The sequence below is a fragment of the Cryobacterium breve genome (genome assembly GCF_027594785.1).
Classification (GTDB): domain Bacteria; phylum Actinomycetota; class Actinomycetes; order Actinomycetales; family Microbacteriaceae; genus Cryobacterium; species Cryobacterium breve_A.
Map to the genome: position 1 here is coordinate 1106770 of NZ_CP075584.1, position 13753 is coordinate 1120522.

The 13753-nt window shown below is 65.9% G+C and carries 6 protein-coding genes, 1 tRNA gene and 4 pseudogenes; 3 read left to right on the forward strand and 8 right to left on the reverse strand.

Annotated features, from left to right (window positions below; translation table 11 throughout):
• Window positions 1–85 precede the first annotated feature (85 nt).
• Window positions 86–2815, forward strand: a complete 2730-nt coding sequence (adhE, locus tag KIV56_RS05455) for a bifunctional acetaldehyde-CoA/alcohol dehydrogenase (RefSeq protein ID WP_281535445.1) — start codon at window positions 86–88, stop codon at window positions 2813–2815.
• Window positions 2816–2932: 117 nt separating this feature from the next.
• Here the strand turns inward: adhE and KIV56_RS05460 are convergent.
• Window positions 2933–3347: pseudogene (locus tag KIV56_RS05460) on the reverse strand (tautomerase family protein).
• A gap of 111 nt (window positions 3348–3458) precedes the next feature.
• Window positions 3459–4968, reverse strand: a pseudogene (locus KIV56_RS05465) (CoA-acylating methylmalonate-semialdehyde dehydrogenase).
• 88 nt (window positions 4969–5056) lie between these two features.
• On the opposite strand from KIV56_RS05465, the gene KIV56_RS05470 reads away from it, so the two are divergent.
• The gene (locus KIV56_RS05470; protein WP_281535446.1) at window positions 5057–5680 is read left to right on the forward strand and encodes a LysE family transporter; all 624 of its coding nucleotides are present in this window, start codon (window positions 5057–5059) and stop codon (window positions 5678–5680) included.
• 58 nt (window positions 5681–5738) lie between these two features.
• Here KIV56_RS05470 and KIV56_RS05475 read toward each other — a convergent pair whose 3' ends face one another.
• The 6 genes and pseudogenes from KIV56_RS05475 to KIV56_RS05500 all read right to left on the reverse strand — a co-directional run bounded on the left by KIV56_RS05475 (window position 5739) and on the right by KIV56_RS05500 (window position 12242).
• Window positions 5739–7049: an LCP family protein gene (locus KIV56_RS05475; RefSeq protein ID WP_281535447.1), complete on the reverse strand. Its 1311-nt coding sequence runs from the start codon at window positions 7047–7049 to the stop codon at window positions 5739–5741.
• A 197-nt stretch (window positions 7050–7246) separates the two neighbouring features.
• Window positions 7247–7720: a GNAT family N-acetyltransferase gene (locus KIV56_RS05480; RefSeq protein WP_281535448.1), complete on the reverse strand. Its 474-nt coding sequence runs from the start codon at window positions 7718–7720 to the stop codon at window positions 7247–7249.
• 120 nt (window positions 7721–7840) lie between these two features.
• Window positions 7841–7914: transfer RNA gene (locus KIV56_RS05485), tRNA-Met, on the reverse strand.
• A 165-nt stretch (window positions 7915–8079) separates the two neighbouring features.
• Window positions 8080–10982 (reverse strand): annotated as a pseudogene (locus KIV56_RS05490) (UPF0182 family membrane protein).
• 125 nt (window positions 10983–11107) lie between these two features.
• Window positions 11108–12106 carry a YlbL family protein gene (locus KIV56_RS05495; RefSeq protein WP_281535449.1) on the reverse strand — a complete coding sequence of 333 codons (999 nt, stop codon included), beginning with the start codon at window positions 12104–12106 and terminating at the stop codon, window positions 11108–11110.
• The gene (locus tag KIV56_RS05500; RefSeq protein ID WP_281535450.1) at window positions 12021–12242 is read right to left on the reverse strand and encodes a hypothetical protein; all 222 of its coding nucleotides are present in this window, start codon (window positions 12240–12242) and stop codon (window positions 12021–12023) included. The genes KIV56_RS05495 and KIV56_RS05500 overlap by 86 nt, the downstream gene beginning before the upstream one ends.
• Before the next feature lie 186 nt (window positions 12243–12428).
• Here KIV56_RS05500 and KIV56_RS05505 point away from each other — a divergent pair.
• Window positions 12429–13747 (forward strand): annotated as a pseudogene (locus tag KIV56_RS05505) (zinc-dependent metalloprotease).
• The last annotated feature ends 6 nt before the right edge of the window (window positions 13748–13753 follow it).

The following is a 13753-nucleotide window of genomic DNA, read 5'->3' on the forward strand; positions in this document are numbered from 1 at the left end:
CGATAAAGATGCGTCCCTCGGCGTGGGGTCGTAAGCTTGCCTAAAGAGGCGAAAAGCCCAAGTTGGGCCGCCGAAGAGGGGCACCATGACCATTACGGACAAACCAGTCACTGAGTCACTTGCTAGCCAAATCGACTCACTCGTTCAGGGAGCACAGCAGGCGCTCACCGAATACGCCGATTTCACACAAGAGCAGATCGACCACATCGTCAAAAAGGCCTCCGTCGCGGCCCTCAGCAAACATGCCGAGCTCGCCGTCCACGCAGTAGCCGAAACCGGTCGTGGTGTATTCGAGGACAAGGCCGTGAAGAACCTGTTCGCGTGCGAGCACGTCACGAACTCGATGCAGAATCTTAAGACCGTCGGCATTATCAGCCGCGACGCAATTACCGGAATCACAGAAATCGCCGAGCCGGTCGGTGTTATCGCAGGTATCACCCCGGTGACCAACCCCACCTCGACTGCAATCTTCAAATCCCTTATCGCCATTAAGACCCGCAACCCGATCATCTTCGGCTTCCACCCGGGAGCGCAGCAGTCTTCCGTCGCAGCCGCCCGCATTGTGCGCGACGCGGCGATCGCCGCCGGCGCCCCCAAGAACTGCGTGCAGTGGATCGAAGTTCCTTCCCTCGAGGCCAGCACGCTCCTGATGAACCACCCCGGTGTTGCGACCATCCTCGCGACCGGTGGCAACGCCATGGTCCGCGCCGCGTACTCCTGCGGCAAGCCGGCCCTCGGCGTCGGCGCGGGCAACGTCCCGGCATTCATCGAGAAGAGCGCCAAGCTCAAGCGCGCCGTCAACGACGTCGTGCTCTCGAAGTCCTTCGACTACGGCATGATCTGCGCATCCGAGCAGGCCGTCATCATCGAAGAGCCGCTCTACGCAGAGGCCCTCGTCGAATTCAAGAAGCTGCACGCGTACATCGTGACGCCCGCGGAGAAGACCCTCCTCGAAGAATTCATCTTCGGCGTCCAGGCCCACTCGGAGAACTGTGGCGGCGCCAAGCTGAACGCCTCCGTCGTCGGCAAGTCGCCGGTGTGGATCGCACAGCAGGCCGGCTTCACCGTTCCCGAAGACACCTCGATCATCATGGTCGAGGTCGGCAGCGTCGGACCGCAGGAACCGATGACGCGCGAAAAGCTCGCCCCGGTGCTCGCCGTCCTGCACGCCAAGGATGCAGAAGAGGGCATCACGCTCTCCGAGCAGATGGTGGAATTCGACGGACTCGGCCACTCTGGCTCGATCCACAGCGAGAACCCCGCGATCATCGAGGAATTCGGTATCCGCGTCAAGGCCGTCCGGATCATCACCAACGCGCCGAGCTCGCTCGGTGGCATCGGTGACATCTACAACGCCTTCATCCCCTCGCTGACGCTCGGCTGCGGCTCGTACGGACACAACTCCGTCTCGAACAACGTGTCGGCCATCAACCTCATCAACATCAAGCGGATCGGTCGAAGGAACAACAACTTGCAGTGGTTCAAGGTCCCCGCCAAGACGTACTTCGAGCCGAACGCCATCCGCTACCTGGCGGACATGCGCCACGTCGAGCGCGTCACGATCGTCACAGACGCGACCATGACGAAGCTCGGCTTCGTCGACAAGATCCTCGACGTGCTCAACCGCCGCGAGAACCGCGTCTCCCTCCAGATCATCGACAACGTGCTCCCCGAGCCCACCGTTGCCGCGGTCAAGAAGGGCGCAGAGGAAATGCGCGCCTTCAAGCCCGACACGATCATCGCCCTCGGCGGCGGTTCGCCCATGGACGCCGCAAAGGTCATGTGGCTCCTGTACGAACACCCCGAAATCGAATTCGCCGACATGAAGGAAAAGTTCTTCGACGTGCGCAAGCGTGCGTTCAAGTTCCCCGACCTCGGCGAACTCGCCCAGCTCGTCTGCATCCCGACCACCTCGGGCACCGGTTCGGAAATGACGCCGTTCGCGGTCATCACCGATGAGGTCTCCGGAGTCAAGTACCCGCTCGCGGACTACGCACTCCTTCCGAACGTCGCGATCATCGACCCCGCGCTCACCGCCGCAATGCCGTCCTTCCTCGTCGCCGACTCCGGCTTCGACGCTCTGACGCACGCGACAGAGGCCTATGTGTCGGTCTACGCGAACGACTTCACGGACGGCATGTGCCTGCACGCGATCAAGCTGATCTTCGAGAACATCGAGACCTCGGTCAACGGCACGCAGAACAGCACCGACGACAAGGTCATCAAGGCCCGCGAGAAGATGCACAACGCATCCTCGATCGCCGGCATGGCGTTCGGTAACGCGTTCCTCGGAATTTGTCACGCGATGGCCCACGTCACCGGCGCGCAGATGCACCTCATCCACGGACGAGTGAACGCGACCTACCTGCCGCACGTGATCCGCTACAACGGCAAGATCCCGACCAAGCTGACCAGCTGGCCCAAGTACGAGACCTACATCGCTCCCGAGCGCTTCCAGCAGATCGCGAAGCACCTGGGGCTGCCGGCCTCGACTCCTGAAGAGGGCATCGAGTCGTACGCGACCGCCGTTGAGAAGCTGCGCGACGCCGTGCACATCAAGCCGTCGTTCCAGGCCCAGGGTGTTGTGGAGGAAGACTTCATCGGTCGCCTCGACTCGCTCGCCATGGGTGCGTACGGCGACCAGTGCGCACCGGCCAACCCGCGGATGCCGATGCTCGCCGACATGAAGACCATCATGGAGGCCGCGTACTACGGCACCTCGTTCGAAGAGGTTCGCGCAGGTCGTTCGGCAGCAGCAGCTGCCGCCGAGTCCAACACGGACGCCAAGAAGCCGGCCCGCAAGGCAGGCAAGTAGGTTCACCCGCTGAATCCGTACTGAAACAGGTTGGGCCCCGCACTCCGGTGCGGGGCCCAACCTGTTTCTTCATGCTGACGCCGGGAACCGCCCGCCACTGGCGAACCGAGCCGGGTCTTACTCGGCTCCGCTCGCCGGAACGGCGATCTCCCCCGTCATGTACTGCGCCACGCCGAAACCGAACGACCAGTCCTCCGGTCCGCTCTCCACGTAGCCGATGAAGACATCGGTGCCGGCAACCCCGACCGCGGCCAGGCGTGCGTTGATACCGGCGTACAGGCTCCTGCTTCGCCTGGACGCTGCGGCCGCGCTGAGTGAAGATCTGGATCATCACGACCCCATCGCCGCGTTCGAAGCCCAGGCCGTCGTCCTGGGCGATGATGGAGCCGGTTTCGTGCTGGGTGACGATCTGGAAGCGGTCGCGGAGCGGAATTCCATAGGCTTCGACGATCGCTTCGTGGATGGCGTCGGCAATCAGGCGGACGTCGGTAGCGGTGCGGCCTCGGTTGAGGTCGATGCGGACCAGGGGCATGCTGTCTCCTTGCACAAATACGGGATTGTTCCCGCATCCATCCTCCCAGTCCGGCATTCCCGTACCCGGTACGGTTCTCTGCCAGCGCATTCCCCGGAGCGGACCCGGCTGCTATCGGTTCTGGGGGAAGCCCAGGTTGATGCCGCCGTGGCTCGGGTCGAGCCAGCGGCTGGTGATCGCCTTGCCACGGGTGAAGAAGTGCACGCCCTCTGCGCCGTGGGCCTTGGTGTCGCCGAAGAGCGAGTTCTTCCAGCCGCCGAAGGAGAAGTACGCGACCGGGACCGGGATCGGCACGTTGATGCCGATCATGCCCACCTCGATCTCGTTCTGGAACCGGCGCGCGGCCCCGCCGTCGTTGGTGAAGATCGCGGTGCCGTTGCCGAAAGCCCCCGCGTTGATCAGGGCGACGCCCTCCTCGTAGCTGTCGACCCGGACGATGCCGAGTACGGGGCCGAAGATCTCCTCGGTGTATGCCTTCGAGGTGACGGGGAGGTGGTCGATCAGGGTCGGGCCGAGCCAGAACCCGTTCTGGTCTCCGTCGACCTCGATGCCGCGACCGTCGACGACGATCGTCGCGCCGTCACCCGCTGCGATCTCGATGTAGCTCGCGACCTTGTCCCGGTGCACCTCGGTGATGAGCGGGCCCATGTCGCAGGAGCGACGGCCGTCGCCGACGGTCAGGGCCGTCATCCGGGAGACGATCTTCCCGACCAGCTCGTCGGCGACCGGTTCGACGGCGACGACGACGCTGATGGCCATGCACCGCTCTCCCCGCACTACCGAAGCCGGCATTGACCGCGGAGTCGGCGACGAGATCGAGGTCGGCGTCCGGGAGCACGAGCATGTGGTTCTTCGCGCCACCGAGGGCCTGCACGCGCTTGCCGTGCCGGGTGCCGGTCTCGTAGACGTACCGGGCGATCGGGGTCGATCCGACGAAGGAGATCGCCTTGACGTCGGGGTGCGTGAGCAGGCCGTCGACGGCCACTTTGTCGCCGTGCAGGACCGTGAAGACTCCGTCGGGAAGACCGGACTCCTTCAGGAGCCTGGCGAGCCAGATCGCCGCGCTCGGGTCCTTCTCACTGGGCTTGAGGATCACCGTGTTGCCTGCGGCGATGGCGATCGGGAAGAACCACATCGGCACCATCGCCGGGAAGTTGAACGGGCTGATCACTCCGACGACGCCGAGGGCCTGCCTGGTGGAGTAGACGTCGACACCGGTGGCGACGTTCTCCGAATACTCGCCCTTGAGCAGGTGCGGGATACCGCAGGCGAACTCGACGACTTCGAGTCCCCTGGTGATCTCGCCGAGGGCGTCGGAGAGCACCTTGCCGTGCTCGCTCGTGAGAATCTCGGCCAGCTCACCCTTGCGGGCGTTGAGCAGTTCGCGGAAGGTGAAGATGATCGACTGCCGCTTCGCGATCGACAGGTCGCGCCAGGCGGGGAACGCGGCCTTGGCGGATGCGACCGCGGCCTCGATCTCGCCGGCGTCGGCGAGGGGGACGTTCTTCGTGACGGTGCCGAGGGCCGGGTCGAAGACCGGAGAGGTACGGCCGGACACGCCGGCGCGCTCGGCGCCATCGATCCAGTGCGGGACAACGGGTACTTCGCTCATGGCACTCATCTCTCTCGGACGACGACGTCGGGGAACGCGTCGATTCTGACACAACCCGCCGGAATCCACGGGATCGGGCAGGCCCTAGGCTGGAGCGGTGCAATTCTCCCTCTGGCTGGCCCTCGTCGGTGCGGGAGCTCTGATCAGTTTCACGCCCGGTGCTGGGGCGATCAACACCATGAGCAACGCCCTCAATTCCGGGTTCCGCCGCTCGATCTGGGGCATCCTCGGCCAGCAGGCTGCGCTCGTCGTACACATCACGATCGTTGCCCTCGGGGTGGGGCTGCTCGTCGCCAATTCGCCCGTCGCCTTCAACATCATCCGGTACGCGGGCGCCGCCTACCTCGTTTATCTGGGCATCCGGCAGTTCCTGGCCAGGCCGAGCCTGGACGCCGAGAGCGCCCAGGCGCTCCGGGACGAGCCACGCTGGTCGATGTTCCGTCGCGGCCTCTGGGTCAACCTGTTGAATCCGAAGGCGATCGTCTTCTTCCTCGCGTTCCTCCCCCAGTTCATCCGGCTCGATCGTCCCGTGCTGCCGCAGTACCTGATCGCTGCTGCCACGGTGATCGTGATCGACGTGCTCGTGATGTGGCTCTTCTTCGCGGGGACGGCCCGGTCATTCCAGCGCTTCACGAGGGATGCGCGGGGTCAGCGGGTGCTGAACCGCATCTTCGGTGTTCTTTTCGTCGGCGTCGGCATTCTGCTCGCTGCCATCCACTGACCGGCCGACCACCGGCGGATTGCCGGGCTCACAGCGTGGCGCTCCACCGAGGGAGCCTCTAGTTGCCCTTGCTGCAGGTCTGCTCCGCAGCGGTTTGCCCTGTCACGCTCGCGGGCAACACCGCACCTGTCGGCATGGGCGTCGGCGCGGTTCCCAAAGGGGTTGCAGGAACTGACGCCGAGGGCGACGGGCTTCCCGATGCTGCCGGGACAGGTGCGGGCGTAGCGGACGCGTCGAGGACGGCCGCCCTGCCTGGCAGGCCGCTCAGGACGATGGGCTGATCCGCAACGAGCGCTGCATTCACCAGCTCGGCCCCGCTCGACTGCGGCACAACCCGGTCGACGTCCCGAGGGTCGGCAACCGTCGGGTACTGCAGGAACACCATGTTCGCCAGTCCCGTGTCCTTGAGTGCGAGGGCGATCTGGACCAGCGTCGTCGGATTCGTGAGCGTGTCTGACAGGACCATATTGCTCGTGGCTGCTTTCGCCAAGGAAAACAGTGTGACCGGGTTTCCCAGCACTCCGCCGCTCTCGACCTTCCGGGCCAGGGCGGCCATGAACACCTGCTGGTTGCTGATTCGGCCCAGGTCGCTGCCGTCGCCGACACCGTGCCGGCTCCGCAGGAATGAGAGGGCCTCGTCGCCGACAATGGTTCGTTGGCCGGCAGCCAGGTGCAGGGGCGGGTTGGTATTGAGATCGTTGATCGGCGACGCGATGCAGACCGTGACGCCACCGACGGCGTTGGACATCGCCGTGACGCCATTGAAGCTGATCTGCGCGGCGAAGGGGATCCGGAGCCCGGTGAGCTTTTCGATCGTCGAGACAACGCACGAGAGCCCGCCGCGCGCGAGGGTCGTGTTCATCATCACCCGACTCGACGCAGACGCTGTCGACCCGTCCGCTCTCGGGCACTCCGGAACAGGGATCATCAGGTCTCTGGGGAAACTGATCACGCTCACGCTCTGGTGGTTCTCGGCGATGTGCAGCAGCATCGTGACGTCGTTGCTGCCGGCGCCGGAGCTTGCCTCCAGTTCCGCACTCGTTGCGTATGCCCCGCCCTGCCCCGTGCGGGTGTCCGTGCCGGTCAGGAGAAGGTTGACCCCACCGGTGATCGCGGCCACGTCCGCACCCGAAGCCGTCGTGCCTGGCGTATCCGCGTTGTGGGCAAGGTGGATTCCGGGTTTCACGCTGCTGGCAACATCCCAGGCGGCTACCGCGACGACCGTGCCTGTGCTGACCGTGAGCACCACGACGGCGAACGCAAGAAACCGTCCTATGGAGCGCACAGGACCGCGGCGGCCGAGCCGTCCATGCCGGACCGGCACACCGGCGCCGCGTTCATTTCTCCGCAATTGTCCGTCGATTGCCATACAGGGCCTGCCGTTCCCCACTTGGAATGACCGCCACTGTATGCACGGTGCATCGTGAGTGAGTCTAGCGAAACTCCTCGGCGTATCCGGCATTGACCGGTACGGTGATTGAAGTCACAGATTTGCCGGTCAAATACCCATTTTCGACCTACACCGACCTTCCGGCCTTGCCCGGCCAGAGGTCGGCACCGCGCGCGTCACCGCGCAGTCGCCGCAAGCAGAATGGTCAGGAAGATGCTGTTGGGGTCGAGGGCGTACCCGGCGAAGGGCGGGCATTCGCTGAAGCCGCTGCGCCGGTAGAGCCGGCGGGCCGGAGCGAAATAGTCCTGGGTTCCCGTCTCCAGGCTGACGCGTCCGATGCCCCGGTGGCTTGCGTCGTCGAGGATGTGCGAGAGGAGTCTGGCGGCCACTCCGCGGCCGCGCGCCTCCTGCGTTGTGCGCATGGACTTGAGCTCGGCGTGGTCAGTGGTCAGTTCCTTGATGGCTCCGCAGCCGACAAGGGTGCGGCCCTCCCGCGCGGTCCAGAATCTGATCTCCGGGGCAGACAGGGCTTCGAGGTCGAGGGCGTGGACACTTTCCGCCGGCGAGGAGGCGAACATGTCCGCCAGGTGCTCAGTGAGCAGCCGATGGACGTCAGGTCGCGCGGGATCGTCCCTGTCGATTGTGAACATTCCGGCGCTCCCTGGCTCGGCAGGAGGCAGAGGCGGGATCAAGCGGCTGGTCATCCACCGAGGCTACCGGGCCCGGGCAAGAAAAAAGCCCCCGGAACCATATGGTTCCGGGGGCATCTGTTGCGGGGGCAGGATTTGAACCTACGACCTCTGGGTTATGAGCCCAGCGAGCTACCGAACTGCTCCACCCCGCGCTACAAGAAGTAGCTTATCACAGCCTTGAGGCCCAGTCGAACCAGGCGGCGGCGTGCATGCTGCCCGGGTTCAGTCGCGGCTCGCGTGCGTTGTGCTTCACGCACTGACGGCCGGCTCCCGGAGGGGAGCCGGCCGTCAGTGCGTGCCGTTGGTGCCGGAGCCTGCTACTTGCCGAGGAGGGACAGCATGCTCGCGACCGTGTCGGAGAGCTTCTTGTCCGCTACGCCGTATGCCGCGAAGTCGCCGGCGGTGAGTGCCGCCTGCTTGTCCGCGATGGCCTGCTTGGCGACGGCCAGGAGCGCCTGGAGCTGGGCATCCGTTGCCGGATTGCCCGTCGTCGTCGAGGGTGTCGTCGTGCCCCCGGTCGTCGGCGTCGTCGTTCCGGTCGTCGGCACCGAGGTGTCCCCTGCCTGAGCACCCGAACTGCCGCCGAAGAGCACGTCGAGCGCCTTGTTCAGGGTGTCCTCGAAGGCGATCTGGTCTCCGAAGGCCACGAGAACCTTCTGCAGCAGCGGGTAGCTGGTCTCACCCGTCGACTGCACGTAGACCGGCTGCACGTACAACAGCCCGCCACCGACCGGCAGCGTCAGCAGGTTGCCGTTCAGTACCTTCGACTGGCCCTGCTTCAACAGGTTGAGCTGGGTCGATACCGTCGGGTCGGCGTTGAACTTCGCCTGCACCTGGCCGGGGCCAGGCACGGTATTGGCCTTGGGCAGGGTGAGCAGGCGGAGTTTTCCGTACTCCGCCGACCTGACCCCGTTGGTGTCGCCGGCATCCGAGTCGACGGCGAGGTACCCGGTGAGCACGTTCCGGCTCGTGGTGCCCGTCGCGTCGGGGATGAAGGTCGAGTACAGCGTGAACGCCGGCTTCTTCGAGCCGGGTACCTGCATGGTCAGGTAGTACGGCGGCTGGAGGGTCGTGTTCGTCGTCGGCGACACCGGGTCGTTCGGCGTGGTCCATGCGTCGTCGTGCGAGTAGAACGAGCCGGGGTCGGTCACGTGGTACTGGCTGAGAATGTGGCGCTGCACCTTGAAGAGGTCGGCCGGGTACCGGACGTGACTCATCAGCTGGCCGCTCATGTCACTCATCGGCTTGACCGTGGTCGGGAAGATCTTCTGCCAGGTCTTCAGGATCGGGTCCGTGGTGTCCCAGGCGTAGAGGGTGACCGAGCCGTCGTAGGCGTCGACCGTTGCCTTGACCGAGTTGCGCATGTAGTTGATCTTGTCGAGCGCGAACGGCTGGGCGGGTGTCTCGGTGTCCGTGATGGCGTCGCTGAGGCCGACGGGCGTCGAGTATGGATAGTCGGCGCTCGTCGTGTAGCCGTCGACGATCCACTTCACCCGGCCGTCGACGACGGAGGGGTATGCGGAGGAGTCGAGTGTCAGGTATGGGGCGACCTTCTGGACGCGGGTGACGGGGTCGCGGTCGTAGAGGATCTGCGACTGGTCGTTGACGTCGTTGGCGAGGAAGATCTGCTCGGACTGGAACTTGAGCGCATAGATGAGCTTGTTGAACGCGTTGTCGAGCTTCGGTCCGCCGTTACCGGTGAACGTCGTGTACGTCTGCTGGGCGCCGTCTGTGCCGGACGGGTAGTCGAGTTCCACGGGCGTCGAGCCGGCGGCAGCGCCGACGATCGAGTACGGCGGCGAGTTCTCGCCGAAGTAGATCCGGGGCTCGTAGGTACCGAGCGATCCGGTGGTGGGGATGCCCGACTCGAGGAACACGGGCTGGCCGTCGGCCGACCGCTGGTTGCCGTATGCCGCGACGACGCCGTAACCGTGGGTGTAGACGATGGTCGAGTTGACCCAGGTGTTGCCGGCGTTGAGCCCGGACAGCTTGAGGTCACGCACGGAGACCACGGTGTCCTGCGACTTGCCGTCGATCGTGTACCGGTCGACGTCGAGGTTCTTCGGGAACTGGTAGTACTGCTTGAACTGCTCGAGCCTGCGAGAAGGCATCGCTCACGAGGGCCGGGTCGAGGATCCGGATGTTGGCGGTCGTCGTCGCATCCGCCCGGAGGGCCCCGGGCTCTGCGGTCGTGGTCGCGTTATACGGGACCTCCGTGACACCGGAGAGGTCGTACGCACTCCGGGTGAGGTCGATGTTCCGTTGGATGTATTCGGCCTCGAGGGACTTCGCGCTCGGGTCGACCTGGAAGCGCTGCACGACCCACGGGTAGAGGGAGCCGAGCAGGAGGCTCGTCACGATGAGGAGCGCCGTGCCGATGACGGGGAGGCGCCAGCGACCGATGACGGCCGTGACGAGGAAGAGAATCGCGACGACGGCCGCGATGCCGGCGAGGATGGCCCGGCCGGGGATGGTGGCGTGGGTGTCGGTGTAGCCGGCACCGGTGATCAGGTCGTTCGTGGTGGTGAGCGTCGAATACTGGTCGAGCCAGATGCTGAGGGCCTGCAGGACGAGGTAGAGGCTCGCGGTGACGGCGATCTGGACGCGCGCGGCCTTGGAAACGAGAATCTCACGGCCGCTGACCCGGATCGAACCGTACAGGTACGTGGTTGCGATCGCGACGATCGCCGAGATGAGCACGACGGCGGAGGCGAAGCCCAGGAACGCCTGGAAGAAGGGCAGGTCGAACAGGTAGAACGACACGTCGAGGTGGAACTGCGGATCTGTGGTGCCGGTGTCGGTGCGGTTCAGCCACATCAGCACGACCTGCCAGCGGGTGGCGGCGGCGACGCCGGCGAACAGGCCGAGCAGCGCGGGGATGCCGTACATGGCGAGGCGGCGGAGCGGCTCGATGACCTGCTGGTACCGGTCGAGCCTGCGAATTGAGCTTCGCGTAGACGGGACGCATCCGGTAGGCGATCTGGATGCTGACGAAGACCGGGATCGCCATGGCGAGGAAGCCGACGAAGAAGAGGGAGGCACCTGCCGCCCACTGGGTGGTCAGCACGCTCAGGAAACCGAGCTGGTTGAACCAGAGCACGTCGGCGTAGAGGCCGGCGAACACAAAGAACAGAATCACCAGCCCCGCGATGATGGCGGCCGTAATGGCGAGGGGGGCACGACTCCTGCGAGGAGCGTTTCCGGTGGATTGTGACGTCACGAATGGGCCTCTTGGTCTGTAAATCGGCGGTCAGGCCTCATTCTAGACAGGCGTTCTGGGAGCAGGCCTGCCAGCTGGCCCCAAGCCGGCTCCGAGTTCGCTGCAAGGCGGCTGGAGTAGGCCCGCTACTGCACGGGACAGTGCGGGAGTGCGCTCGTATCGGCCCCGGTCTTGACTGCGTTCAGCGCCGTGAGCGCCTGGTCGAGGGTCGTGACCGAGAAGACCGTGAGACCGTCCGGGATGTGGCCGGTCACCTCGTCGCAATCGTCCGCGGGGGCGAGGAACCAGTCCGCTCCGGCGCTGCGGGCACCGGCGAGTTTCTGGCGGATGCCGCCGATCGGGCCCACCGTGCCGGCCTGGTCGATCGTGCCGGTGCCTGCGACGTTCTCGCCGCCCTGGAGGAGCCCGGGAGTGAGCTTGTCGATGATGCCGAGCGCGAACATCATGCCGGCGCTCGGGCCGCCGACCTGGTCGAGCTGGATCGTGACCGTGAACGGGAACTTGTACTCCGTCTTGACGTTGATCCCGATGATCGCGGAACCGTCTGAATCGACGGGGGTGACGGCGAGTTCCTGCGCGACGCCGCCGCGGACGATGCCGACGGTGGCGGGGACTCCGGCGCCGTCGGCCGTGAGTGCGGCACGGAGAGAGGCGATGTCGGTGATGGCGGCGCCGTTGACGGTGGCGATCTGGTCGTCGGCCTTGAGGACGCCCGTTGCCGGCGAACCGTCGGGCAGCGAAACCACGGAGACGATCGTCGGGTAGGTGTAGCCGAGGTTGGTCAGGGCCGCTGCGATCGCATCCTGTTGGGAGTTGACCATCTGCGCGGTGTTCTCCTCATCGCGCTGCTGCGTCGTGGTGTTCGAGGGGAACGCCGCTTCGATCGGGATGACGGCCTGGCTGGAGTCCAGCCAGGCGCCGGCGACCTTGAGCCAGCTCGGGCGGTTGTCCGGGTTGCCGACGAGGGACACCGTGAGCATGTCGAGCGTTCCGTCGGTCGGGAAGGTCTCCGCGCCGTCGATGGTGATCAGGGGCCGGTCAGCGCCGTCCTGTGAGATCGTGGAGCCGATCGTGTTGTAGACGGGGCCTGGCTTCTCGATGACGTACGGGGCCGGGGGTGACACCGAGGACGATGCCGCAGGCGAGGGCGATGCTGAGCACGATCCAGCCGGCCTTGACTGCCCGCCGGGAGCGCGGCGAGCGCTTCTCCCAGGTGGTGCCGGAGTCGAGTGGCGTCGGGTCGTCGGTGAAGAGGGCCACCGGGCTCCTTCCAGGTTGTGCCGGGCGTTCGCGGCAAGCGGACACCAGACCTCTCAGCGTAGGTCATTTCCCAGTTCGGGCCGGGCGTCTCGGACTAGCGTAGAAGCAAGCGACTGAGAGGTGCCTGAAGTGCCCGACGACTCCCGACCCGACGAGGGTCCCAACCCGGAAGACGAATTCCGGGACATGTTGCGCGACATCCTGTCGGGCAAGTCCTCCATCGATCCGAGCCAGCTCGCCGGGGCGGCCGGCCTGCCTGCGGACCCGGCCAGCATCAACGCTCTCATGCAGCAGTTGCAGGGCGCCCTCCGCGGCAACGGCGACGGCGGCATCAGCTGGGACGCAGCACTCACGCAGGGCCAGAACAAGGCGGCCGAGGGTCAGGTCGCCGTCACCCCCGCCGAGCACGCCGCCCTCGACCAGGCGTTCCATATTGCAGCGCTCTGGCTCGACGAGGTGACCGACATCGCCGAACTCACGGTCGTCCCTCGGCTCCTCACCCGCAAGGAGTGGGTCACCGAATCAATGCCGGTCTGGACCCAGTTGGCGGAGCCGGTGGCGAACAGCATCTCCGACTCCCTGACCAAGGTGCTCACCGACCAGGCCCCCGAAGAACTCAAGGGCATGATGGCCGGTGCGAGCAAGATGATGCGCAGCATCGGCGGCACCCTCTTCGCCATGCAGCTCGGCCAGGTCGTCGGCCAGCTCGCGAGCGAGGTCGTCTCCGGCGGCGACGTGGGCATCCCGCTCCTGACCGACCAGCAGGCCGCCCTCGTGCCCCAGAACGTCGCCGCGTTCGGCGAGGACCTCGACGTGCCGATCGACCAGGTGCAGATCTACCTCGCCGTACGGGAACTCGCCCACGCCCGGCTGTTCCGGCACTCGCGCTGGCTGCGACTTCGGCTGATCAGTTCGATCACCGACTTCGCCCGCGACATCAGCATCGACTCCGGCCGTCTCGAAGAACTGGCGGAGGGCTTCGACCCGTCCAATCCCGAGGAGCCTGCGGCAGGCGATCCTGAACGGCTCGCTGATTCCGCCGAAGTCGGAGACCCAGCTCGCCGCCCTCGCGAGGCTCGAGACGATGCTCGCCCTCGTCGAGGGCTGGGTCGACGTCGTGACCGCGCCGGGCCACGAGCCGGCTCCCCCGCGCCGACGCCATCAACGAGACGGTCAAGCGTCGTCGCGCGTCAGGTGGTCCGGCCGAGTCCGCGTTCTCGACCCTCGTCGGGCTCGAGCTGCGCCCGCGCCGGTTGCGCGAGGCGGCCGCGATGTGGCAGGCCGTTACGGATGCCGTCGGCGACGACGGTCGTGACGCACTGTGGGCGCATCCCGACCTTCTGCCCACGTCGGCGGACCTCGACGACCCGAAGGCGCTCGTCGCCCGGCTGACCAGCTCGGCGGCCAGTGTGGCCGCCGGGACAGAACCCGAGCTCGACGAGGTCGACCAGGCCCTCGAGGACCTGCTGCGCGAGGACGGCCCCGACCGCCCCCACGAGGGGTAGCCCCGA